Genomic DNA, 23,223 nt, shown 5'->3' on the forward strand with positions numbered 1-23,223 from the left:
ACCAGTACCGGGCCGACCGGTCGGAAAGAGCGCTGGGGCAGCATTCGGACGCCTCCTGCCGCGAGGAAGGGGTGGGGCCGCCGGAGCCCGCACAGCGCGGGCTCCGGCGGCACTGCTACTGCGTTGCGTGGCCCGAGAATCAGGCCGGGTCGTAGGACGACGTGGCGCAGGCGCTGGTGCCGCAGCTGCTTCCGCAGCCGTCGCTCGTGCTGCACGCCATGGTCACCAGCGGCGTGGTCGCCCCGACCACCCGCATGTCGAGCACGAAGTCGCCGTCGGTGACGACCTCGGTGTCGATCGGCGGGGCGTCGAGGACCGCAGTCGGCGGAGCCATCGACATCACTCTCCTTCCCTGGAGGGGTTGTGGTGGTGCCACCTGGTCATCAGGACCAGGAGATCGAGATGACGCCGTAGGTCTTGTCCATGACGGCGGCGTCGGAGGGGATGTGGGTGTGGCCGCTGTCGGCGGGCCAGTAGCCGAAGCGGGGTTCCACGTCGCGCCCGTCGTGGTCCCAGGCGCGGATCTGCTCGACCATCGCGGCGGCGGCCCGCTCGCCGTCCGGGCCGAAGGCACGGGCCCCGAACTCGAACCCCTCCCCCTCGGGCGCAGGCCGCAACGCCAGGTAGGCGAAGCCCGCGCCGTGGACGACACCGAAGGGAAACCAGAGGCGCTCGGCAGCCAGGTCGGTGCCCTCGTCGGCAGCGAGGCGGCAGAAGCCGGGCAGGAACCACGCGAACCAAAGGTGCAGGTCGGCGAACGAGGCCCCGTTGCCGATCGTCACGCCGGACCACAGCTCAGCGCGCTCGCCGGCAAGGACGCCGTCGAGACGGTCCAGGTGATCGGGCACGTCGGAGTCGAACAGGATCCGCACGTGCCGGCCGTTAGTGTCAGGCATGAGAAACACCCGGTCCGGGTGCGCGCCGTCGCCTTGCATCGGTACGAACCCGGCGACTTCCACCGATCTGCTGACCAGGTGGTCGCCGTCGCGGCGGAAGCCGATCGTCCTCGTGACGCCGTTCATGATCAGGGGCAGGACGATCACGCCGCCTTCGCGTAGTTGGTCGAGCAGGGCGGGGGCGATGTCCCACGCCCCGACGGTCACGATGATCGCGTCGAACGGCCCCTCGTCGGGCACGCCATGCTCCGCGTCGGCGACGAGGACCCGGACGCGGCTGCCGTAGCCGTTCGCCTCGAGCAGCGCCGCGGCTCGGTCGGTGACCTCCGGGTCGATGTCCATGCTCACGACCCGACCTCCAGGGCCGACGATCTCGGCGAGGTACGCGGCGTTCAGCCCACCGGAGCCGACCTCCAGCACCGTCATGCCCGGCGCGAGTTCGGCCTGCTCCAGCATCCTCGCCTGGATGTAGGCCGCGGACACCGACGAGATCGCCACACCGTGCTCGTCGCGCTTGGTCACCACGGAGTTGTCGAACCCGTAGGCGACATCGAGATCGGTGCCGGCGGGCATGAACCGCTCGCGCGGCACCTGACGCACCGCCGTCTCCACCAGCTCCGAGGTGATCTTGCCCTGGGCGTGCAGGTTGCCTACGAGGGCGGCGCGCAGCTCAGTGGCGCGGTCCGCGGCGGATCTTGTGTCGGTTGTCTGGCTCACTCGCTACTTCCTCTTCCTCAAGCGGATCGGGGCACGTTGGGCCTTGCTTCCGCTGGCAACGGTTTGGACGGCGTCGATGATGCGGCCGGTGTGCGGTTCGGGGCTGGGTGGCCGGCGGCAGGGGGACGGGGGTGCCTCGCTGCCGCCGGCCCGTGACCGGCCATCCGTGGTCACCCCTGACACGGCGGCCGGTCGGGTAGCCGCCTCGCGGCGACTACGGGTGAGGGCTGAAGGATCTCGGGTCTCCCCAGCCCTGGTCTCGTGGAGTGCGGGTCAGGACTCCGGGGCTCGTCTTGCAGCCGGGACCGCCGCGACAAGAAGGGTCGCGGTGACGGCGGCGAGAGTGCTGGTGCTGGTGCTCATCCCAGGTCCTGGTCATTCCTCAGGCGGACGGAACGACCGTCTGGATGCGGGGCAGGAGTTGCGCAGCCTCGCCGATGACGGCTTGTTGTTGGGGGGTGAGGGGTTCGGCGGCGTAGCCGGCGACGACGGCGGCGAGGGGGTCGGTGACGTGGGTGGTGGTGCCGGCGAGTTCTTCGAGGAACGCGAGAGCACAGTACGGGGTGTAGAAGGGGCTGTAGCCGCCTTCGTGGGCGGCGATGAGCCGGCCGTGGCAGAGCCGGTCGGCGGCGCCGACGAGCAGGCGGGTCATCTCGCGGTAGGACGCGGCGGTGAGCATCTGCCGGGCGAGGGGGTCGAATACGCCCGCGTCGAAGCCGTTGGCGAGCAGGATCAGGTCGGGGGCGAAGCGATCCAGCGCCGGCAGGACCACCTGGTGCATGGCGTGGAGGTAGGCGGCGTGGCCGCTGCCCGGTGGCAGGGGCACGTTGAGGGCGTAGCCGGTGCCGTCGCCGGTGCCGTTTTCGTGGGGCCAGCCGGAGTCGGGTGGGAAGCAGTTGGCCTGGTGCAGGCTGATGGTGAGCACGCTCGGGTCGTCGTAGAAGATGGCTTGGGTGCCGTTGCCGTGGTGGGCGTCCCAGTCCAGGACCGCGACCCGGGCGAGCCCGAGTTCGGCCTGGGCGTGGCGGGCGGCGACGGCGATCGAGTTGAACAGGCAGAAACCCATCCCGGCCTCTGCGGTGGCGTGGTGGCCGGGCGGGCGGACCAGGGCGTAGCCGTTGGTGATGTCGCCGTGGACGGCGGCGGTGACGAGTTCGATCAGCCCTCCGGCGGCGAGGCGGGCGATGTCGTAGCTACCGTGACCGACCGGGGAGAACCCGTCTCCGGCGTCACCACCACCGCCGCGTAGATCGCTTTGGGTCTTGATGTGCTGGACGTAGGCGGCGGTGTGGACGCGTGTCAGTTCCGCGACGGTGGCCCGGCGAGGCTCGATGATCATCAGCTCGCCCAGCAGTCCGGAGGCGTGGATCAGCTCGTGGACGCGTCGCTTCGCCTCAGGGTTCTCGACGTGCACGGCGGGTTGGACACCGGCGGTCGGGTCGGCGGGCAGCAGGCCGGCGCTGGTGCCGGTGTCGTGCCACAGGTACTCGGGATGGAAGACGTAACCGCTGGTCATGATGGTTGCCCTTCGTCACTCAGGATGCTGGTGCTGGTGTGGTTAGTGCGCGGAGGCGTTGGCCGGTGATGCCTGCGCGGGTCGGGGTCGCGGGATCGGTCGGGATCGCGGTCGGATGGCGGCGGCGAGGTCCGCGACGAAGGCGTCGACCTGGCCGGGTGTGATCCCGGGCATGCAGATGAGGTGGCTCGTGTCGTCGTCGGTGGCGAGCAGCCACTTCTCGCGCACCGGATCGGGTGGTGTGGGGAGGACGACGGTGAAGGCGTGCGGGTGTCGCCAGGCGGGCCAGCCGACAGCGTTGAGCTGCTCGGTGGTGTAGGCGGCGAGCCGGCGGGCCTCGTCGGCCCGCCAGCGGTGCCCTTCCCGTCCGTGGGCGGCGATGGCGTGCCACAGCAGGGCGGCCGACAGGCCGCAGCGGGAGCCGGTGATGGTGGTGTCCGCTGTGGCGGTGTAGGCGATGCGGCTGCCGGTGGTGCGTAGGTGATCGCGAATGAGGACGAGGCCGCAGGGCGTCGGTGTGCCGAAGAACTTGTGGCCACTGATCGCGACGCTGCCGATGCCGCTGGCGTCGTCGAGGCGCAGCCGGCCGTCGAGGGCTAGGGGGATGCCGGACAGGGCCGCGTCGACGTGCAGGTGCCCGTCTGTGGGGTGTGCGTCGAGGACCTCGCGGATGCGGCTGGTGTCATCGACCGCCTCGGTCATGGTGGTGCCGGCGGTCGCGACGACGATGGCCGGGAAGCGGCGCCTCCTGTGGAGCTGCTCGGCGAGGTGCGCGTAGTCCATTTCCCCGTCGAGCTGCGCGTGGATCGGGACGCCGTGAGCGCCGAGCAGACGCACCACCTTGGCCACCGAGTAGTGGGCGGCAGCCGAGTAGTAGATCCGTGCCGTAGGTTCGCGCCGGCGCGCGGCGTGCAGGGCGGAGAGGGTGCCTTCAGTGCCGCCCGTGGTGACGTAGCCCCACCGGTCGTCTGTGGGCATGGCGAACAGGTCGGCTACCCACGTGATGACGGCGCGTTCCAGCGCCCGGGTGTGAGCGATTCCGCCCTCGTCGGCGGGGTCGCCGATGTTGTTCCACAGCCTGCCGCCGAGGCGGTTCATGACCTCGGTGTGGTCGAGGTCCACGGCGCCGGGAAACCCGATGCTCGTGGCCGCCGCGGCGTCGGCTTCGCGGACGAGGTGGTCAAGGACGGCCGTAATGTCGATCGGTGCGCGGCTCAGGTTAGCGGCGTCGGCGAGGTGCAGAGTGTGGGTCACGCCGGCCGCCCGTGCAGGTGCGCGGTGAGGGTGTGGTGCAGGACGCCGAGGTGCCGCCACACCGCCCGGGTGGCGTCGTCGCCGTCCTCGGTCAGGTGTTCGTGCCGGTTGTAGTAGGTGACGCGGTCCGGGTCGAGGGTGCGGTTGCAGCGGATGCCGTCCACGCCCAGGCGCGCGTGTGGGTCGCGGTCGATGTGCATGGCGGTGCCGTCGGTCAGCAACACGTACGCCTGGCCTTTGAGGTCGAAGACCGACAGGCGGTGCCCGGTGGCGGGCAGGTCCCGCAGGGTGTGGGCGAGCTGGTACCAGCGGCCCTGGTCGGAGTCGAGGGTGCTGACCCCAGCACCGACGTAGGTCGCGTGCTCCGGCAGGCTCATGTCCCCGCCGTTGACCATCGATCCGTCCGGGCCGAGGGGGTGCCAGCGGCGCTGGAGGGAGGCGGCGCGGGTGATGTTGTCTCGGGCCACTCCTGCGAGGTCGGCCAGCAGGTGGGGCAGGTCGTCTGCGTCCGGGGACGCCAGCCATAGCCGGTAGGCGGTGTGCAGCCGGTAGCCGTGCGGCTCGGCCGGCGCGTCGGAGACGAAGAACAACATCACGCCATGTGGGCCGAGCGCGTCGCGCCCTCCGAACCGCTGATCGGCCTCGACCATGTGGCCGGTGTTGATCCGCTTGGATCGGTACGCGACCTGCTTACGGAGGTCGGCCCACCGGCGGACTTCCGACGGCACCGTGTCATCGCTGGGTCCCTGTTCGTATGCCGAGGCGGGCGCTGGCGGCGGCACCGGATAGGCAGTGGGGGCCGGGGTGAGCGTGGTGTCCGGCGGCCGGGGGTAGTCGGCGGGTGTGTGCGCCGTCCCGTAGCCCGTCCCCGGCCGATGGGCGGCATGCCCTGGCCCGTAGGCCGGATTCCCCTGCCCAACGGCGGGCGGGACCGCCGACGGGTGTTCCTGTCGCCATCGGCCCTCGACTGGACCAGCGCTGTAGTGCCTGCCTGACTGCGGTGGCGTGGGGGCGTGGGTCATCATCGTCGCTCCCTCGTCAGATCGAGACGTTGATCGCGTCGGGGACGGCGTGCGTCGTCGGGGTGCCCCGGCCGATGCCGGCGTAGACCTCCGGACGGGACTGCCGCAGATGTCCCGCCCACAGCCCGCCAAGCACAGCGAACGCGGCGAGGATCGCAGGCAACAGCAACGGATACAGCGACCCCGGGGCGGCGCCCAACAGCGAGCCGACGTTGCCGACCATCAGGCCCAGCAGCACCAGCCCGCCCACCACGCCCAGCACGGGAGCCAGTCGCCACTCCCACATCCCCGGTCTCGGGCCGCGCACGCCCGCCGGTGCGGTCAACGCGGCCACGGACGCTGCCAGCAGCAGGCACAACAAGCCCAGCGCGCCCAGCGTCGACAGCCACGTGAACATCACGGCGATCGGGTCGGTCCCGGCGAGGGCGAACGCGCCCACCACCACCGAGGCGACGGCCGTCTGGGTCAACGAGCCGCCGCGCGGCGCGCTGACCCGGGTCGCGCTGCCCGTACGCGCGAGCCCCGGAGGCAGGACTCCTTCGCGCGCCATGGCGAACACGTACCGGGCCACGACGCTGTGAAAGACGAGCTTCGAGGTGACGATCGCCAGCACGAGAACCAGCTCCGCGAGCGGAACCCACCAGCCGCCGAGGCGTTCCAGAATCGAGAAGGGCAACCCGCCCGCCGGGTCAGCGGCCACCTCGCCGACCGCTCCGGGGCCGACTGCCACGCCCATCGCCCACGCCGCGAGGGCGTACACGCCGCCGAGGACGATCACCGCGCCGATCGTGGCCCGGCCCACCGACCGGCGGTCCACGGCTTCCTCAACCATCGAGCCCGGAACATCAACGCCCATCAACGCCGCCACAACGAAAGCCGCCGCGCCGCCGACGCCACCAACCGCGAGCCCTCTGGCGTCAAAGCCCGCCCACGACAGCTCCCCGCCCGCCGGCTGACCCACGCCTGCGAGGACGAAGGCTGCGACGATAAGCAGCGACACCACCAGCACGGCCACCAGGACCCGAGTGGACAGCACGATCGCCCGCACACCGAATGTCCCCACCACCGCCACGGCGAGTCCCGCCCACACCCACCACACCCCGCCGAGCTGGGTCGCCAAAGTCGCCCCGAACAACCCGTACAAGCTGATCTGGATGGAGTTGTAGGCAGCCAGGGCGACCAGGCCGGCGGCAACACCCCAACCGCGTCCGAGGCTGTTGGCGAGGATGCCGTAGTAGGCCGCCGGGTGTCCCACCTGCCGGGCCATCGCCGTGTACCCCACCGCCAGCAACGCCACCACCCCGGCGACGAGCACGAACACCAACGGCAGTGCCGTCACCTGGGTGGTCGCGTACGTGGCGACGATGCCTCCGGCGAGCACCACCATCGGAGCCGACGCCGCCGCCCCGAACACCCACAACCCCATTGGAGTCAACGTCCGGCGCGCCAGCGCTACCTGCATATGCGTCGCCCTCACCGCTGCCCCCGATTCGGGGAGTCCGGGCATCCCGCAAGCCGGCAGCCGTCAACCGGGTGCCGGTACACGTCGGTCACATTCGCCGCGACGAGGTACACCGCCGCCGGTCGGACCGGGCCGCGACGCCAGTAGCCCCGGTCATGATCGAGACGACACCGCGCAGTCTCGACGTCAGGGGTGAAACCGAACAGATCATGGGAGCCGCTGGCCCAGTCGCGCCGAATCGCGTACCCCCACGCGAACTCGCCCGACGTCACGTCTCCCGCGTCCGTGACGGCGGCATCGGCTTGCGCGGAGGACGACGACGGCCGCAGCCACCGTCCGGCGTTCAGGCGACGTGGCGGCGCCAGAGCCCTTAAACGGGTCAGAGCGGACAGCATGAGGGTGCCTCCTTCGATAGCGGGGTGCGAGAGGGTGACCCGCCGCGAGGTCATCGCCAGCAGGTGATCAACAAACGGGGGTGTGGTCAGGCCTCAGGGAGAACGAGGCGACGCTGCCGGCACGACGCGCCGACACACCGGCATGGCGAAGCGATGCGCTCGCACTCGGCACGGCAACCCGTCGGGCCCCCGGTCGCCAGAGGAGGTCCACCACATCCGCCACAGCACCGGCCCGCCGGGCTCCAACAACACCGGTGACCGCGGCTCATACCCGAGCCGAGCGATCATGCTCTCTCGCGGACAGGCGCCGCTCACCTCCGCGTACGCCGGAAGCTCGAGCTCGCGGTGGTAGCTGGACAGCACGGCATGGGCCGCACCGCATTGCCCGGTACGAGCCCCGAAGTGCGCCAGATAGTGATGCGGAGTATGCGGAACAACGGCATCGGCGTAGGCGTGCAACAACGCGAACCGGGGTGCGTGCGATCCGAGAATCCGCTGCAGGTCATACACCCACGAGGCAGCCGGCGCGGGCGGCTCCAACCGCGAATACCAGACCGACACAGCGGCTTGGTCGTTGGTCGCGACAACCTGGCCCTCGTTCAACCCGCGCATCAGCAGAAGTCGTGCGTAGCCGAGCAGAACACCGGTACGTTCAGCTGCATCCGGAACCAGCCAGGCAGCCGTGGGCTGCGCCATCAGCGTGTCCGCCACGACCCTCGACAGAGGGTCGATGTCCTCGACGGCCGCGCGGCGGATCACCGTCTTCGGAAACGTCATGTCGCGTCCCTCGCGGATCGGCTCGAGCCGCTGCTGGCAACAGCCGCGTCCGCTGCCTCTGGCTCCGGCGAGTGTGCAGCCCGCTGGCGGGACATCCATCGAGCCGAGTCGAGCGCGCGCTGAAAGGTGGTGGCGAGGTGCAGCCTGTCCGACGGAACCCCCGCCAGGGGCAGACGTTGCCGCGCCGTCTCCACCAGCCCCGGCGGGCCAGAGACGAAGACCGCCTGCCCTGGCCGGTGGTGATACAACGCCACGCTCAGCAGATCCCCCTGCGCGGCCGGTTCCACATCACAGTCATCCGAGAACGCCAACACCACCGTCAGCCAGTCACCATGCGCCTGCTCAAGCTTGTCCAACGCGACCGCGTCGTAAAGGTCCAGAAGCGTCCGCACGCCCACCACCAACGTCACCCGCCGCCCGCCCGGCGACGCGGCAACTTGCTCGACCAGCGCCCGCAGCGGCGCAAGACCGGTACCGCCGGCCGCCAACAGCAGATCGGTGTCACCAGCGGCCTCCAGCGACAACCCGACAACGGAAGCCGGCCCCAGCCACAGCACCTCCCCCGGCGCTACCCGCTCGACCAGAACAGGCGAAACCACACCCTCCGGTACGGCACGAACGTGCGTGCACGTCTCTACCCGCGCCTCGATAGCCCTGTGCCGCGTCACGTTGCTGCCCACGGGGTCGAACGACCGATCATCGGCCGGAACAAACCACTTTCTCCGGCGCATCTCTATGCCACCCTTCTCTCGGCCCCCGACTCGGCACATCCATCTGCAGGAGGCTCGCCAGCACTTCTGGGGCGGACCACCCCTGCTCACCGCCGAGCCCGGCGACCTCAGTTCTGACCGGGCCAATCACCGACAGCGACCGGTCGACACCGAAACGGACTGGCCCGTTCAGGAAAGCCGAACGACCAGAGCAAATCGACGCTTAGCCTGTTGTCTCGCTGTTGTCTCATGCCACATCCGAGCAGTTTCCGCAGTTGAGAGCACGTTTCTTTGACCGGACCGGACTAGAGTGACGGCGACGACCGGGGAGGCAGGATGACGCGGGCACCATCGCCACGGAGTCAACTCTTGGTGCATCCGTTGAGCTACGTTCGAGAACAGCGAAGCTGGACGCAGCAAGATCTCGTCGATGTCATCGCGCGCCGTCTAAACACTGCCGCCCGGCGCGAGAAGGCTTGGCGCTGGGAGCGATGGGGCGTGGTGCCGGATGAGGATTCACAGGTCGCATTGGCCGACGAACTCGGCGTTGATAGGCAAACAGTTAAGGCGCTCGGTTGGCCTCACTGGCTCCCTACCGGTCCCGCGATCAGCGCGTCAACAACTTGGACCGTCAAGGGAGCAGTGGATTTACTTGACAACACTGCAGGACCAGCAGTGCTAGATCGCCGAGGGTTTCTGATCATGAAGGCCGGGTTAGCTGCCGCGATAGCCGAACGGTGGCTCGCAACCGAGTCTCCAAAGATCAACGCGGCGCTTGTGGGAGGCCGCGTCGACGCAGATCTCCTAGATTGCTTTGAACAGCGGCTGCCGGCCCTGCGCCGCATGGACGCCAGCCTCGGCGGCGGGAGCGTGCGGTCTCTGGTTGACGCCGAGCTTCGGCTGGTAACGGATCTCCTGCGCCACAGCAGCTACTCGGAGGTTGCCGGCAATCGCCTGCTGGTTGTCGCCGCCGAGTTGGGGCGAATCGCTGGCTGGGCCAGTTTCGATGCAGGATTCCACGCGGCAGCCGAGCGTTACTGGTTTGCCGCCCTACACGCTGCCCACTCTGCAGCCGACCGCGCGGCAGGCGCGAACATCCTGAAGTGCATGAGCCTTCAGAGGGTCGACACTGAACGTCCCACCGAGGCCCTCCGTTTGGCCGACGCTGCGCGGGCTGGGGCGAAGGATGCACCCGCCCGCGTACGAGCGATGCTCACTACGCGTTTGGCTCGCACACATGCAGTGCTTGGTGAGTCGGTAGCGTGCGAGCGCCGACTTGCAGAGGCCGACACAGAGATGTCACGCGCTGACGATGAAGCAAGCCCGGCCTGGGCCAGCTACTTTGATCAGGCGGAGTACTCCGCCCAGGTTGCGGCCTGCTACCTGCTCCTGCAGCGCCACCAAGCCAGCGACTACTGGCTTAAGCAGACCCTCGCACTCCAACCGGCCGAGCGTAGCCGCGACCGCGCAACCTACCTGATCTGGCGCGCCGACTCCGTATTCAATCTCGGAGATGTCGAGCAGGCGTGCAGCCTCGTCGCCCAAGCTGCCCCAGATGTCGTCGCCACCCGATCCGTGCGCAACCATCGCCGCTTGCTCGACATCCATGGTCGTCTCGTGGCGCATCGACACCCCGCCGCAGGAGAGTTGGATGAGTGCGTGCGTAGTCTGCTGACATGAATGAGGCCAATAGGGTCGCAGTTGTCACCGGCTCCAACCGCGGACTCGGCAAGGCCATCGCCCGCGGCTTAGCCGAGACCGGCGCCCACGTAGTCGTAACAGCCCGCACGGAGGAGGCCGCCAATCGGGCCGCCGACGAGCTGCTTGCGGATGAACTCTCTGCATCCGGCCAGCAACTAGACATCGCCGATCCGGCAAGCGTCGCTCGTGCCATGGCCGACGTGGGCTACCAGTACGGCCGGCTGGACATTCTCGTGAACAACGCTGGCATCGCCATCGACCGAGGTCAGGCAGCGGCTAGCGCCGATATCGAGAAGGTGCGAGCCACCTTGGACACCAACATCATGGGGACCTGGCGCTGCTGCACCGCAGCCATCCCCGAGATGAGAAAGAACGGGTACGGCCGGATCGTCAACGTCACCAGCCACATGGGCACGTTTGGCGAAATGGGAACCGGCAGCGTCTCCTACCGCGTGTCGAAAGCTGGGGTGAACGCCCTGACCTGCATCCTCGCAGCTGAACTCAAGGACGACGGCATCTTGGTGAACGCGGCGTCTCCGGGAAAGGTCGACACCCGACTGGCCTACGGGAAGGCGAAATCCACGCCTGATGAAGCTGCGGACACCTTCGTATGGCTCGCGACGTTGCCCTCAGACGGCCCGTCCGGAGGGCTCTTCTACCAGCGACGACCACTCGCCTGGTAGCGGCATCACCGGACAGTCTGCGTGGCACCGAGCTACCTCTGCGTGATCAACAGATGACGTGAACGAGATCGGGTCCGCAGGGGCGGTAGCGCGGCAGGAGAACTCTCAAGCGTGGCCGGCCGGCGCGGCCCGCTTTGCGGGCCGCCTTGATCCAGAGAACGAGCGATTCGGCAGCCATCCCGGCTGGACACTTCAGACTTGACCACCGGTCAAGCAGCGCTAGGCACGCTTCCACTTGACTGATCTTGGTCCCCAGAACGGCGAAAGGGCCGACCCGATATTCGGATCAGCCCTCTGACCTGCGTCGGGACGGCCGGATTCGAACCGACGACCCCTTGACCCCCAGTCAAGTGCGCTACCAAGCTGCGCCACGTCCCGCCCTCACAAGGTTTCCCCTGCGACAGCCGGTACAGCTTAGCGCAGCAGCCTCTGCTCGTCCGCACAGGCCCCACCCGGGTCGCGGGATCACTGGACCACCACACAACCCCTACAGCGTCCTAGGAGGGTGGGGTAGGGAAATGCCGGATGGACCAGGTGGTCCATCCGGCATTTCCGTGCGAAAAGGTTAGCCGTGCGCCTTGCCTCGGCCGCCGGGGCCGAGCTTCTTGCGGGGGCGGACGGAGATCTCGATGGGGCTGCCCTCGTACCCGAATTCCTCGCGGAGCTTGCGCTCGACGAAGCGCTGGTAGCCGGCGTCCAGCGGGCCGGTGGTGAAGAGCACGAACCGCGGCGGCGCCACCCCGGCCTGGGTGGCGAACAGGATGCGCGGCGCCCGACCACCGCGCACCGGGTGCGGGGTGGCCTGCACCAGCGCGGTCAACCACTGGTTGAGGTGCGCGGTCGGCACCCGGGTCTCCCAGCTGGCGAGCGCCTTGTTCAGCGCCGGGGCCAGCTTGTCCACGGCCCGGCCAGTCATCGCCGACAGGTTCAACCGGATCGCCCAGGGGATGCGGCGCAGCTCCCGGTCGATCTCCTTGTCCAGGTAGTACCGACGGTCGGCGTCGACCAGGTCCCACTTGTTGAACGCGATGACCAGCGCCCGGCCGGCTTCGGTCACCATCGACAGGATCCGCTGGTCCTGCTCACTGATCGGCTCGCTGGCGTCCAGCAGGACGACGGCCACCTCGGCGGCGTCGATGGCCCCGGCGGTACGCAGGCTCGCGTAGTACTCGGTGCCGCTGGCCTTGCCGACCCGCTTGCGCAGCCCGGCCGTGTCCACCAACTGCCAGGTCTGGCCGCCGATCTCGACCAGGCTGTCCACCGGGTCGACGGTGGTGCCGGCGACCGAGTCGACGACTGCCCGCTCCTCGCCGGAGAACCGGTTGAGCAGGCTGGACTTGCCGACGTTCGGGCGGCCGACCAGCGCCACCCGCCGTGGCCCGCGCGGCCGGTTCTCCACGATCGTCGGCGCCTCGGGCAGCGCGGCGAGGATGGCGTCCAGCAGGTCGCCGGAGCCCCGGCCGTGCAGCGCGGAGATCGGGAACGGCTCACCGAGGCCCAGCGACCACAGCGACGTGGCCTCCATCTCGATGGAGGTGTTGTCCGCCTTGTTCGCCACCAGGATCACCGGCTTGGCGCTGCGGCGCAGCATCTTCACCGCGGCCTCGTCCACGTCGGTGGAGCCCACCATGGCGTCGACCACGAACAGCACCACGTCGGCGGTGACCACCGCGATCTCGGCCTGCGCCGCGATGGCCGCGGCCCGGTCCTTCGCGTCGGGCTCCCAGCCGCCGGTGTCCACCACGGTGAACGCCCGGCCGTTCCACTGGGCGTCGTACGGCACCCGGTCCCGGGTCACACCGGGAATGTCCTCGACGACCGCCTGCCGGCGGCCGATGATCCGGTTGACCAGTGTGGACTTGCCCACGTTGGGACGGCCCACCACGGCCACCACCGGCTGCGGGCCGGTCTGCTCCTCTACGGCGACGTCGGGCTCCCGCAGCTCGACCCACCCACCGCCATCGCTACTCATGCCACGCCCCGCTCGGTGAGCAGGTCACGCAGCCGCGCCACGACCTCGTCGATGCCCAGCTCCGTGGTGTCCAGCACCACAGCGTCCGGCGCCTGCGCCAGCGGGTTGACCTTGCGGGTCGAGTCGAGCCGGTCCCGGCGGGCCAGGTCGGCGGCGGTGGCCGCCACGTCGGCGGCGTCCTCAGCGCTGCGCCGGGCCGCACGGGCGGCCTCGGAGGCGGTCAGGAAGACCTTCAGGTCGGCGTCCGGCGCCACGACCGAGCCGATGTCACGGCCCTCGACCACCATCCGACCGGCGTTGGCGATCATTTCGCGTTGGCGGGCGACCAGCAGCTCGCGGACGGCCGGTACCGCGGCGACGGCGGAGACCGCCCCGGTCACCTCGGCGCCACGGATCTCCGTGTCGACGCCCACGCCGTCGATGGTCACGGCGTACCCCTGCGGGTGGGTGCCGATGCGCAGGTTGACCTCGCCGGCGACCTTGGCCACCGACGCGGTGTCGGTGAGATCCACGCCGGAGCGCAGCACGGCCCAGGTGATCGCCCGGTACATCGCCCCGGTGTCCAGGTAGCGCGCACCGATGCCGGCGGCTAGCCGCCGCGACACGGTGGACTTACCCGAACCGGACGGCCCGTCCACAGCGACCACACATCGCCCGGCCCGTACGTTTTCCTCCACCGTGTCCTCCTCAGCCCGTACCTCGCGGAACGCCCGGTGATTCGGCGCCGCAAGCGGTTGTCCATCGTTATCCATCATGCCCGGGGTCCGCGTCGGACCCGCGTGCGACGCCGCCGGAGGCGATCCACGCCACCTGGACGGCCGCGTCTCGGCCGTCACGGAGCCTACCGGCAGCCGTACCCGGAACCCGTGGGGTCAGTCACCCACCGCGTTGAACAGGGCGGCGACCTCCGCGTTGGTCAAGCGCCGGAGACGCCCGGTGCGCAGGTCGCCCAACCGGATCGGCCCGATCGAGGTACGCACCAGCCGGGTGACCGGGTGCCCGACCTCGTCCATCAGCCGCCGGACGATGTGCTTGCGGCCCTCGTGCAGGCTCAGTTCCACCTGGGCGCTCTTACCCAGGGTGCCCACCACCTTGAACGAGTCGACCTTGACCGGCCCGTCCTCCAGCTCGATGCCGGCCAGCAGCCGCTTGCTCAGGTTGCGCGGGATCGGCCCGACCACCTCGGCGAGGTAGGTCTTCAGCACCTCGTACGAGGGGTGCATGAGCTTGTGCGCGAGGGTGCCGTCGTTGGTGAGCAGCAGCAGGCCCTCGCTGTCCGCGTCGAGCCGCCCGACGTGGTAGACCCGCTGGTCCAGCCGCTTGCCGATGAAGTCGGCCAGCTCGTTGCGGCCCTTGTCGTCCGCCATGGTGGTGACCACCCCGCGCGGCTTGTTCATCGCCACGTAGACGAGGCGGGTGTCGACCTGGAGGCGCTCCCCGTCCACGTGGATCACGGCGATGGCCGGGTCGACCTTGTCGCCGAGCTTGGCGACGCGCCCGTCGACCGTGACGCGGCGACGGAAGATCAGGTCCTCGCAGGCGCGCCGAGAGCCCACGCCGGCGGCGGCGAGCACCTTCTGCAGGCGCTCCGCCCCCTCGAAGACGGGCGCGTCGGGTTTGGGGGAACGGTTATCGGGTCGCATCAGCAAGCTCTTCTACGTCGTCGGGCAGGAAGGGGGCCAGGGGCGGCAGCTCGTCGACGGTGTTCAGCCCGAGCTTCTCCAGGAACAGTGTGGTGGTCCGGTACAGGAAGGCCCCGCTGTCCTGTTCGGTGCCGCACTCCTCGATGAGACCGCGGCTCACCAGCGTACGGATGACACCGTCGCAGTTCACACCCCGGATGGCCGAGACCCGCGACCGGGTCACCGGCTGCTTGTAAGCGACCACAGCCAGAGTCTCCAGCGCTGCCTGGGTCAGCCGCACGGACTGCCCGTCCAGGACAAACCGCTCGACGTACGTAGCGTATTCCGGTCGGGTGTACAACCGCCAACCGCCGGCCGCCCGCCGCAGCTCGAACCCGTGCCCGGCGGCGGTGTAACCGGCGGCGATCTCGTCGAGCATCGGCCCGATCCGCTCGGCCGGCTGCTCCAGCACCTGGGCCAGGACCAGCTCGCTGACCGGCTCGTCCACCACCAGCAGGATCGCCTCCAGCGCCCCGCGCAGCTCGGCGTCGGCCAACTCCGGCGCGGGCTGCGTGACGACCGTCACCCGCCGTCGCCCCGCCACCTCCCGCCGGGGTACGCCCTCAGCACCGCCCAACTCCCCCGCAGGCTCACCCACCCCGAGCCCGCCGGCACCCGGCTCGCCCGCACCAGGCTCGCCCGAGATCTTGGAAGAATCCGGCCCCTGGAGGGGCAGTTTGCTTCCAATATCTTCCGGGGCCACCGGCGGGGCGGTGACGGACGCCGGTCCGGGTCGGCCCGTGGCGCGTTCTTCGCCAAGCTCGCCGGGTTCGGCGGCGCCGGTAGACCCAACAGCTTCAGGGGCGCTGGGAGACTCGGCAGCCGCGGGGGCGCTGGGAGACTCGACGACTTCGTGAGACTCGACAGCTTCGGGAGACGCGGCGACTTCGGGAGCGCCCGGAGAGTCGACGGCTTCGGGGGCGCCCGGCGATTCGAGGGCTTCGGGGGTGGGGGCCGGTTGGCGGGGGCGCTCCCATGGGGGGATCCAGGCGGCGGCCTGGTCGGCCAGGGAATCCCGGCGCTGCTCGTCACTCATTGCGCTCGCCCTCCGTCATTCCCGTCCCGTCCACTCCCCCGGCCTCGCCAATCGGCGCCGGCTCAGGCGCAAGCGCCGGCTGCGGCTCGCCAGTCGGCGCCGCCGTCGAGCCCGCTTCCGGATCGGCGGGGGTGCCGGCGTACTCGTCGACATGCAGTTCGGTCTCGCCGTCGGTCGGGCCGGTCCAGCGGACTGTCAGCTCCTCCAGGGCCTGCTCCTGAACGAAGGCCACCAGGCCCTCCCGGTACAGCTCCAGCAGCGCCAGGAACCGGGCCACCACCTCCAGGGTCGCCTCGCAGTCGGCGCAGAGCAGCGAGAAGGTCGCGGTGCCGGCCCTTCGTAGGCGGGAGGCGAGGATCGCCGCGTGTTCCCGGACGCTGACCCGGACCATGTGCACGTGGGCGATGGAGACCTCCGGCACGGGTTTCGGGGTCATCGCCCTGACGGCCAGCTTCAACAGCCGCTGCGGACCGATGCCGAGCACCAGGTCGGGCAGCGCCTCGGCGTAGCGGGGTTCCAGGCTGACCGCCCGGGGGTACCGCCGGCCGCCCACCGCCTCCAACTCGGCGATGTGCGCCGCCGCCTCCTTGTACGCCTTGTACTGCAGCAGCCGGGCGAAGAGCAGGTCCCGTGCCTCCAGCAGGGCGAGGTCCGCCTCGTCCTCCACCTCGGCGGAGGGCAGCAGCCGGGCCGCCTTCAGGTCGAGCAGGGTCGCGGCAATGAGCAGGAACTCGCTGGCCTCGTCGAGGTCCCATTTGTCGCCCATGGCCCGGATGTAGGCGATGAACTCGTCGGTGACCGTGTGCAGGGCCACCTCGGTGACGTCGAGCTTGTGTTTGCCGATGAGTTGCAGCAGCAGGTCGAACGGGCCGGTGAAGTTGGCCAGTCGCACCGTGAACCCGGTGGCGGCGGGGTCGGCGGGCGGCACACCGTCGACCGCGGCCGGAGCAGCGGCCTCGGGCGGGTCGAGGGGTGGCGCGGTCACCGGACGACCGTAGTCCACGGGGTGGGCACCGGGCGTTCCGGCTACCGCTCCGACTGGGCGGCGATCACCTCGCGGGCCAGCTGACGGTAGTTGCGCGCCCCGGACGACGCCGGATCCATCGTGGTGATGGGGGCACCGGCCACCGTGGACTCGGGGAACTTCACCGTCTTGGTGATGACCGTCTGGTAGACCTTGTCGCCGAACGCCTCCACCACCCGTTGCAACACCTGACGGCAGTGGGTGGTGCGGCTGTCGTACATGGTGGCGAGGATGCCTTCGAGCTCGAGGTCGAAGTTGAGCCGCTCACGCACCTTGTCGATGGTGTCCAGCAGCAGCGCCACACCGCGCAGGCTGAAGAACTCACACTCCAGTGGGATGAGCACACCGTGCGCGACGGTCAGCGCGTTGATCGCCAGCAGGCCGAGCGACGGCTGGCAGTCGATCAGGATGTAGTCGTATTCCTTGCGCACCGAGCGGAGCACCCGGGCCAGGGCCATCTCCCGGGCGACCTCGTTGACGAGCTGGATCTCGGCGGCGGAGAGGTCGATGTTGGCCGGCAGCAGGTGCAGGCCCGCCACGTCGGTCTTGATCAGGACGTCCTCGGCGGTCACGTCGTCCTGCATGAGCAGGTTGTAGACGGACAGGTCGAGGTTGTGCGGGTTGACCCCCAACCCCACCGAGAGCGCGCCCTGCGGGTCGAAGTCGACCAGCAGCACCTTGCGGCCGTACTCCGCGAGGGCCGCGCCCAGGTTGATGGTGGTGGTGGTCTTGCCGACGCCGCCCTTCTGGTTGGCCATCGCGATGATGCGCGCCGGGCCGTGCCGATCGGTGGGCATCGGTTCAGGGATGGGCTTGCGCATCGTGTAGGCAGCCGGGTCCGCAGGACCGAGGTCCGCGCCGAGCGTGGCCTGCTGCTCGCGGAGCTCCGACGTCCAGGTCTCGGCACGGTCACCGTTGCCAGCCATGTGCTCGTTGCCCCCTCCCGACGACCCACCCGGCGTCGGAGCCGTCCGACGTCCTTCGCGGCGCCGCTGCGCACCCCGGTCGTATCGCCCCAGGAGGTCCGCGCCGATGCCGACTGTACGCCACCGACCAGCAGGTCGTTCGGCACCGGCCCGGCGTGTCGGCGCCGACCCCGGCCGGGGTTCAGCCGCGGGCGCGCGGGTGGGCGGTGGCGTACACCTCGCGCAGCCGCTCGACGGTGACGAGCGTGTAGACCTGGGTGGTGGTCACCGAGGCGTGGCCGAGTAGTTCCTGGACCACTCGCACGTCGGCGCCGCCGTCGAGCAGGTGGGTGGCGTAGGAGTGGCGCAGGGTGTGCGGGGACACGGCGGCGGACCCGTCGACCGGCAGGCCGGCCCGCCCGGCGGCGCGGCGCAGGATGGCCCAGGCGCCCTGCCGGGACAGCGCTCCCCCACGCGCGTTGAGGAAGACCGCCGGGGTGCCGCGCCCGGCGGCGGCCAGCCCGGGGCGGGCCCGGACCAGGTAGGCACGGACCGCCTCGACGGCGTATCCGCCGATCGGCACCAGCCGCACCCGGCCGCCCTTGCCGCGCAGCAGCACCGTGCCCTCGTCGGTGTCGAGGTCGTCGATCGCGGCGCCGACCGCCTCGGAGATCCGCGCGCCGGTGCCGTACAGGAACTCCAGCAGCGCGCGGTCACGCAGCGCGAGCGGCGCGTCGTCGCCGGTCGCGGTGATCGGCCCGGCGGTCTCCAACAGCCGGACCACGTCGTCGACCGGCAGCGCGCGGGGCAGCCGGCGGGGCGGGGTGGGCGGTCGGACGTCGCGGCTGGGGTCGGCGCCGGCCAGACCCTCGCGCAGCGCGAAGCGGTGCAGGCCGCGTACCGCGCTGGCCGCGCGGGCGGCGGACGACACCGCCAGGGGCGGGTGCGCGTCGTCGCCGGCGCGCAGCCGGGCCAGATGCGATTCGACGACGCCGGCGCCGACCGACGCGAGGTCGGCGACGCCGGCGGCGGCCAGCGTCGTGAGATAGCGGTCCAGATCCCGGCGGTACGAGGCCAGGGTGTTCGCCGACAGGCCACGTTCGACGGTGAGGTGGTCGAGGTAGCCGCGCACGGCACGACGCAGGGCCGGCGTGGGCTCGTCGCCCACGCCGGCGGAGTCCGTGCTGCCGGTCAGCCCGCCACCGCTCAGGCCAGCGCGTCGGCCAGCGGGAGCACGTCCATGCCGTGCGCCTCGGCGACCGGGCCGTAGGTGACCTGGCCGTCGTGGGTGTTCAGGCCCAGGGCGAGGGCCGGGTCGCGGCGCAGCGCCTCGCGCCAGCCCTGGTTGGCCAGTTCGAGGGCGTACGGCAGGGTGACGTTGGTCAGCGCGTAGGTGCTGGTGTTCGGCACCGCGCCGGGCATGTTCGCGACGCAGTAGAAGATCGACTCGTGCACCTTGTAGACCGGGTCGGCGTGCGTGGTGGGGCGCGAGTCCTCGAAGCAGCCGCCCTGGTCGATGGCGATGTCGACCAGCACGCTGCCCGGCTTCATGCGGGAGACCAGCTCGTTGGAGATGAGCGTCGGCGCCTTGGCGCCGGGCACCAGCACCGCGCCGATGACCAGGTCGGCGTCGAGCACGGCCCGCTCGACCTCGTACGCGTTGGAGGCGACGGTCTGCAGGTGGCCGCGGTAGATGGCGTCGGCCTGGCGCAGCCGGGCGACGTTCTTGTCCAGCAGCAGCACCTCGGACTGCAGACCCAGCGCGATGGCGGCGGCGTTCATGCCGGAGACGCCGGCGCCGATGACGACGGTCTTGGCCGCGTACACACCGGAGACACCGCCGGGCAGCACGCCCCGCCCGCCGCCGGTACGCATCATGTAGAAGGCGCCTACCTGCGGGGCGAGCCGGCCGGCGACCTCGGACATCGGGGCGAGCAGCGGCAGTGAGCGGTCCGGCAGCTCGACGGTCTCGTACGCGATGCCGGTGACCTTGCGGTCGATCAGCGCGTCGGTGCACTCCTTGGAGGCGGCCAGGTGCAGGTAGGTGAAGAGCACCTGCCCCGCACGCATCCGGTGGTGCTCCTCGGCGATCGGCTCCTTGACCTTGAGCACCAGCTCGGCGGTCTCCCACACCTCGTCGGCGGTCGCCAGGATCTTCGCGCCCGCCGCCGCGAACTCGTCGTCGGTGATGCTGGAGCCGAGCCCGGCGCCGGCCTCGACGAAGACCTGGTGGCCGCTGCGGGTGAACTCGTTCACGCCCGCGGGCGTGATCGCCACGCGGTACTCGTGGTTCTTGACCTCGCGGGGGATTCCGACCTTCACGATGCAGACACCTCTCTCCGGGGCGGCTTCCCCCGACTGCTCGGTGCCGCGACGGCCCCATTGCCGCCACGGTCCACCGGTCCCGTCGGCGGCAGTCTAGGCGCGCCCGGCCCCACCGAGAGCCAGCACTGTGACATCCGGTGCTCGGGTGTCCTGACGGTGTGTCAGGGCAGCGACCGTAGGCCGGCGGTGTGATCCCACCTCAGCCGTCAGGACAGTGTTCGCCATTATCGTCCCATCTGTCGGGCGTGTATGCGGACAGCGGCTGAGTGGATCACTAATGTGTCCGCCCATGACCACTCCTCCTTATCAGCCCGGGTACGCCTCGGGCCAGTCCGACAAGAGCAAGGTTGTCGCGGGCATCCTCGGCATCCTGCTCGGCACCTTCGGTGCCGGTCGGTTCTACACCGGACACACCAAGATCGCTGTTCTCCAGCTCGTGGTAAGCATCGTGACCTGCGGCGTCGGCGCGCTCTGGGGCGTCATCGACGGCATCATGATCCTGGTCAACGGCGGCACGGACGCGCAGGGCCGCCCGCTGCGCGACTGATCCCCCACCTCGATCGCCGAAAGGGCCCCGCGGCTTGCCGCGGGGCCCTTTCGCGCGTACCCCTCAGCGGGGTGGTGGTTCAGCGCGGCAGCGGCGTGTCCGCCCGGCGCAGCGCCGAGAAACCGGTGTCGCGGGCGCGGGCCGCGGCCAGCAGACCGGCCACCGCCGAGGCGTTGGTGATCTCGCCGGCCAGGACCATGCCGACCGCCTCGTCCAGGTCGATCCGGACGATCTGCAGGTCGGCCTCCTCGTCGTGGCGCTCGTGGCGCTCGCTCGCCGGCACGTCGGCCAGGTCCCGGGCGAGGTAGACCCGGACCAGTTCGTTGGTGAACCCCGGCGAGCTGTGCAGGTCGACCAGCACGTCGATTCGCCCGGCGGTGAGGTCGGCCTCCTCGGCCAGCTCCCGCAGCGCGGCGGCCGGCAACTCCTCGCCGGAGACGTCCATCAGCCCGGCCGGCAGCTCCCACAGGTGCCGCCCGACCGGGTGTCGGTACTGCCGGATCAGCACCACCTGGCCGGCGTCGTCGAGTGCGACCACGGCCACCGCCCCGACGTGCCGGACGAGGTCCCGTAGGGCGGTCCCGCCGCCCGGCATGGTGACCTCCTCGCTGACCACGTCGAAGATCCGCCCCCGGTAGTGCTCCTCGCGGGAGCGCACCTCGTAGCGGTGCTCGACGGCGCTCACGCGGTCACCTCGCCGCTCACGACGGGGATCCGGCCTTCGTCGACGCGCCGTTGCGGGCGGCCTTGCGCGCCGTTGGGGCCTCCGTCGCCGGGTCCAGGTCGACCGGCAACTGGTCGGCCTGCGAGTACGCCACGGCGGACTTCACGAACGACGCGAACAGCGGGTGCGGCCGGGTGGGGCGGCTCTTCAGCTCCGGATGCGCCTGGGTGGCCACGAAGAACGGGTGCAGACTCCGGTCCAACTCGATGAACTCGACCAGCCGACCGTCCGGCGAGGTGCCGGAGATGTGCAGGCCCGCCTTGGTCAACGCGTCCCGGTAGGCGTTGTTGACCTCGTAGCGGTGCCGGTGCCGCTCGCTGATGTCCGTGCTGCCGTACGCCTCGGCGACGATCGAGCCCGCGGTCAACGTGGCCGGGTACGCCCCGAGCCGCATGGTGCCGCCCAGGTCGCCCTTGCCGGCGACGATGTCCTCCTGGTCGGCCATCGTGGCGATGACCGGGTGCGCGGCCTGCTCGTCGAACTCCAGCGAGTTGGCGCCGTCCAGGTCGGCCAGGTGCCGGGCCACGTCGATGGTCATGCACTGCAGGCCGAGGCAGAGGCCGAGCAGCGGGATGCCGTTCTCCCGGGCGTACCGGGCGGTGCCGATCTTGCCCTCGATGCCGCGCACCCCGAACCCGCCCGGGATGAGGATGCCGTCCACGCCGGCCAGGGCCGCCGCGGCGCCGGCCGGGGTGACGCACTCGTCGCTGGGCACCCAGCGCAGCTGCACCCGGGCCCGGTGACCGAAGCCGGCCGCCCGGATCGCCTCGCTCACCGACAGGTACGCGTCGGGCAGGTCGACGTACTTGCCGACCACCGCGACGGTGACCGTGTGCCGGGGCCGGTGCACCCGCTCCAGCAGGTCGTCCCAGCTGGCCCAGTCCACGTCCCGGAACGAGAGCCCGAGCCGGCGCACCACGTACGCGTCGAGCCCTTCGCGGTGCAGCACCTTCGGGATGTCGTAGATGCTCGGCGCGTCCGGTGCGGCGACGACCGCCTCGGTGTCCACGTCGCAGTAGAGCGACAGCTTCTCCTTGAGCTTCGCCGGGATCTCCCGGTCGCAGCGCAGCACGATGGCGTCCGGCTGGATGCCGATGTTGCGCAGCTGCGCCACGGAGTGCTGGGTCGGCTTGGTCTTCAGCTCACCCGACGGCGCCAGGTAGGGCACCAGCGACACGTGCAGGTAGAAGCAGTTGTCCCGGCCCAGGTCGTGGCGGACCTGGCGGATCGCCTCCAGGAACGGCAGGGACTCGATGTCGCCGACCGTGCCACCGACCTCCGTGATCACCACGTCGGGCAGGACGCCGTCGTCGTCCGGGTCGCCCATCGCCAGGATCCGCGACTTGATCTCGTTGGTGATGTGCGGGATGACCTGGACGGTGTCACCGAGGTACTCGCCGCGCCGCTCCTTGGCGATCACATCGGAGTAGATCTGGCCGGTGGTGACGTTCGCCTTGCCGGACAACGCCCGGTCCAGGAAACGCTCGTAGTGCCCGACATCGAGGTCGGTCTCGGCGCCGTCCTCGGTGACGAAGACCTCGCCGTGCTGGAACGGGTTCATCGTCCCGGGGTCGACGTTGAGGTAGGGGTCGAGCTTCTGCATCACCACACGCAGACCGCGCGCGGTCAGCAAATTGCCGAGGCTGGAGGCGGTGAGGCCCTTACCCAGCGAGGAGGCGACGCCCCCGGTGACGAAAATGTGCCTGGTCGTCCGTGCTGATGGGGCCAAGGCCTGCTCCCGTGTCGTCTGTCGCGGTCATGCAGACCGCCGTGCTCGATCACCAAAGTGATCACGCGATCCACGGGATTCCACGGTAACACCTCTACGGCGGGTACTCGCAGGCCGCACCCCGGGTGGGCCACCACCGGGCCACC

22 protein-coding genes and 1 tRNA gene are annotated in these 23,223 nt (G+C 70.3%); 3 read left to right on the forward strand and 20 right to left on the reverse strand.

What is annotated here, in order from left to right; genetic code table 11:
• Nucleotides 1-139: 139 nt before the first annotated feature.
• The 9 genes from ABZ808_RS30250 to ABZ808_RS30290 form a co-directional block, all read right to left on the reverse strand.
• Complete coding sequence (locus ABZ808_RS30250) at nt 140-334, reverse strand: FxLD family lanthipeptide (RefSeq protein ID WP_357012814.1); 195 nt, start codon at nt 332-334, stop codon at nt 140-142.
• 49 nt (nt 335-383) lie between these two features.
• The gene (gene fxlM, locus ABZ808_RS30255) at nt 384-1,613 is read right to left on the reverse strand and encodes a methyltransferase, FxLD system (protein WP_357012815.1); all 1,230 of its coding nucleotides are present in this window, start codon (nt 1,611-1,613) and stop codon (nt 384-386) included.
• A 382-nt stretch (nt 1,614-1,995) separates the two neighbouring features.
• The gene (locus ABZ808_RS30260) at nt 1,996-3,129 is read right to left on the reverse strand and encodes a class II histone deacetylase (protein WP_357012816.1); all 1,134 of its coding nucleotides are present in this window, start codon (nt 3,127-3,129) and stop codon (nt 1,996-1,998) included.
• A gap of 42 nt (nt 3,130-3,171) precedes the next feature.
• Nucleotides 3,172-4,383: a histidine decarboxylase gene (locus ABZ808_RS30265; protein WP_357012817.1), complete on the reverse strand. Its 1,212-nt coding sequence runs from the start codon at nt 4,381-4,383 to the stop codon at nt 3,172-3,174.
• A complete protein-coding gene (locus ABZ808_RS30270) occupies nt 4,380-5,111 on the reverse strand; it encodes a hypothetical protein (RefSeq protein ID WP_357012818.1) in 732 nt (243 codons plus the stop codon). Before ABZ808_RS30270 ends, ABZ808_RS30265 begins: the two co-directional genes overlap by 4 nt.
• Before the next feature lie 310 nt (nt 5,112-5,421).
• On the reverse strand, nt 5,422-6,867 hold the full coding sequence (locus tag ABZ808_RS30275; RefSeq protein WP_357012819.1) for an APC family permease: 1,446 nt from the start codon (nt 6,865-6,867) through the stop codon (nt 5,422-5,424).
• Between the two features lie 11 nt (nt 6,868-6,878).
• Nucleotides 6,879-7,262 carry a hypothetical protein gene (locus ABZ808_RS30280; RefSeq protein ID WP_357012820.1) on the reverse strand — a complete coding sequence of 128 codons (384 nt, stop codon included), beginning with the start codon at nt 7,260-7,262 and terminating at the stop codon, nt 6,879-6,881.
• A 93-nt stretch (nt 7,263-7,355) separates the two neighbouring features.
• Nucleotides 7,356-8,039, reverse strand: coding sequence for an N-acetyltransferase (locus ABZ808_RS30285; protein WP_357012821.1), 684 nt, complete (start codon nt 8,037-8,039; stop codon nt 7,356-7,358).
• Nucleotides 8,036-8,770: a hypothetical protein gene (locus tag ABZ808_RS30290; RefSeq protein ID WP_357012822.1), complete on the reverse strand. Its 735-nt coding sequence runs from the start codon at nt 8,768-8,770 to the stop codon at nt 8,036-8,038. Before ABZ808_RS30290 ends, ABZ808_RS30285 begins: the two co-directional genes overlap by 4 nt.
• A 351-nt stretch (nt 8,771-9,121) precedes the next feature.
• On the opposite strand from ABZ808_RS30290, the gene ABZ808_RS30295 reads away from it, so the two are divergent.
• Together ABZ808_RS30295 and ABZ808_RS30300 are read left to right on the forward strand one after the other, a co-directional pair.
• Nucleotides 9,122-10,429 (forward strand): transcriptional regulator, encoded by a 1,308-nt coding sequence (locus tag ABZ808_RS30295; RefSeq protein ID WP_357012849.1) that lies wholly within the window; start codon nt 9,122-9,124, stop codon nt 10,427-10,429.
• Nucleotides 10,426-11,133: an SDR family oxidoreductase gene (locus ABZ808_RS30300; RefSeq protein ID WP_357012823.1), complete on the forward strand. Its 708-nt coding sequence runs from the start codon at nt 10,426-10,428 to the stop codon at nt 11,131-11,133. Before ABZ808_RS30295 ends, ABZ808_RS30300 begins: the two co-directional genes overlap by 4 nt.
• Before the next feature lie 304 nt (nt 11,134-11,437).
• Here ABZ808_RS30300 and ABZ808_RS30305 read toward each other — a convergent pair.
• The 9 genes from ABZ808_RS30305 to ald all read right to left on the reverse strand — a co-directional run bounded on the left by ABZ808_RS30305 (nt 11,438) and on the right by ald (nt 20,074).
• Nucleotides 11,438-11,511 (reverse strand) — tRNA-Pro (locus ABZ808_RS30305).
• Between the two features lie 187 nt (nt 11,512-11,698).
• Entirely contained in the window at nt 11,699-13,105 is a 1,407-nt protein-coding gene (gene der, locus ABZ808_RS30310; RefSeq protein WP_357012824.1) for a ribosome biogenesis GTPase Der, read from the reverse strand.
• Nucleotides 13,102-13,782: a (d)CMP kinase gene (cmk, locus tag ABZ808_RS30315; protein ID WP_357012825.1), complete on the reverse strand. Its 681-nt coding sequence runs from the start codon at nt 13,780-13,782 to the stop codon at nt 13,102-13,104. The genes der and cmk overlap by 4 nt, the downstream gene beginning before the upstream one ends.
• 195 nt (nt 13,783-13,977) lie before the next feature.
• Nucleotides 13,978-14,748, reverse strand: coding sequence for a pseudouridine synthase (locus tag ABZ808_RS30320; protein WP_357012826.1), 771 nt, complete (start codon nt 14,746-14,748; stop codon nt 13,978-13,980).
• Nucleotides 14,735-15,823 (reverse strand): SMC-Scp complex subunit ScpB, encoded by a 1,089-nt coding sequence (gene scpB / locus ABZ808_RS30325; RefSeq protein ID WP_357012827.1) that lies wholly within the window; start codon nt 15,821-15,823, stop codon nt 14,735-14,737. Before scpB ends, ABZ808_RS30320 begins: the two co-directional genes overlap by 14 nt.
• Nucleotides 15,816-16,826, reverse strand: coding sequence for a segregation/condensation protein A (locus ABZ808_RS30330; RefSeq protein WP_357012828.1), 1,011 nt, complete (start codon nt 16,824-16,826; stop codon nt 15,816-15,818). The genes scpB and ABZ808_RS30330 overlap by 8 nt, the downstream gene beginning before the upstream one ends.
• 23 nt (nt 16,827-16,849) lie before the next feature.
• Complete coding sequence (locus tag ABZ808_RS30335) at nt 16,850-17,773, reverse strand: ParA family protein (RefSeq protein WP_088990243.1); 924 nt, start codon at nt 17,771-17,773, stop codon at nt 16,850-16,852.
• A 181-nt stretch (nt 17,774-17,954) separates the two neighbouring features.
• A complete protein-coding gene (locus ABZ808_RS30340; protein WP_357012829.1) occupies nt 17,955-18,920 on the reverse strand; it encodes a site-specific tyrosine recombinase XerD in 966 nt (321 codons plus the stop codon).
• Nucleotides 18,921-18,958: 38 nt separating this feature from the next.
• Nucleotides 18,959-20,074, reverse strand: a complete 1,116-nt coding sequence (ald, locus tag ABZ808_RS30345) for an alanine dehydrogenase (RefSeq protein ID WP_357012830.1) — start codon at nt 20,072-20,074, stop codon at nt 18,959-18,961.
• Nucleotides 20,075-20,291: 217 nt separating this feature from the next.
• Between ald and ABZ808_RS30350 the strand changes: the two genes are divergently transcribed.
• Nucleotides 20,292-20,624, forward strand: a complete 333-nt coding sequence (locus ABZ808_RS30350; RefSeq protein ID WP_357012831.1) for a TM2 domain-containing protein — start codon at nt 20,292-20,294, stop codon at nt 20,622-20,624.
• 79 nt (nt 20,625-20,703) lie between these two features.
• Here the strand turns inward: ABZ808_RS30350 and ABZ808_RS30355 are convergent, their stop codons facing one another.
• Nucleotides 20,704-21,309: an NUDIX hydrolase gene (locus tag ABZ808_RS30355; RefSeq protein WP_357012832.1), complete on the reverse strand. Its 606-nt coding sequence runs from the start codon at nt 21,307-21,309 to the stop codon at nt 20,704-20,706.
• Between the two features lie 16 nt (nt 21,310-21,325).
• The gene (locus tag ABZ808_RS30360) at nt 21,326-23,077 is read right to left on the reverse strand and encodes a CTP synthase (protein ID WP_357012833.1); all 1,752 of its coding nucleotides are present in this window, start codon (nt 23,075-23,077) and stop codon (nt 21,326-21,328) included.
• Between the last annotated feature and the right edge of the window lie 146 nt (nt 23,078-23,223).

Origin of the sequence: Micromonospora sp. NPDC047527 (assembly GCF_040643015.1) — a bacterium.
Classification (GTDB): domain Bacteria; phylum Actinomycetota; class Actinomycetes; order Mycobacteriales; family Micromonosporaceae; genus Micromonospora.

Bases quoted from the DNA above. Each gene is read 5' to 3' on its own strand.
- ABZ808_RS30320 (WP_357012826.1), bottom strand. From the start codon at position 14,748: ATGCGACCCGATAACCGTTCCCCCAAACCCGACGCGCCCGTCTTCGAG.
- ABZ808_RS30260 (WP_357012816.1), bottom strand. From the start codon at position 3,129: ATGACCAGCGGTTACGTCTTCCATCCCGAGTACCTGTGGCACGACACC.
- ABZ808_RS30285 (WP_357012821.1), bottom strand. From the start codon at position 8,039: ATGACGTTTCCGAAGACGGTGATCCGCCGCGCGGCCGTCGAGGACATC.
- ABZ808_RS30250 (WP_357012814.1), bottom strand. From the start codon at position 334: ATGGCTCCGCCGACTGCGGTCCTCGACGCCCCGCCGATCGACACCGAG.
- ABZ808_RS30280 (WP_357012820.1), bottom strand. From the start codon at position 7,262: ATGCTGTCCGCTCTGACCCGTTTAAGGGCTCTGGCGCCGCCACGTCGC.
- ABZ808_RS30290 (WP_357012822.1), bottom strand. From the start codon at position 8,770: ATGCGCCGGAGAAAGTGGTTTGTTCCGGCCGATGATCGGTCGTTCGAC.
- der (WP_357012824.1), bottom strand. From the start codon at position 13,105: ATGAGTAGCGATGGCGGTGGGTGGGTCGAGCTGCGGGAGCCCGACGTC.
- ABZ808_RS30275 (WP_357012819.1), bottom strand. From the start codon at position 6,867: ATGCAGGTAGCGCTGGCGCGCCGGACGTTGACTCCAATGGGGTTGTGG.
- ABZ808_RS30335 (WP_088990243.1), bottom strand. From the start codon at position 17,773: ATGGCTGGCAACGGTGACCGTGCCGAGACCTGGACGTCGGAGCTCCGC.
- ABZ808_RS30300 (WP_357012823.1), top strand. From the start codon at position 10,426: ATGAATGAGGCCAATAGGGTCGCAGTTGTCACCGGCTCCAACCGCGGA.
- scpB (WP_357012827.1), bottom strand. From the start codon at position 15,823: ATGAGTGACGAGCAGCGCCGGGATTCCCTGGCCGACCAGGCCGCCGCC.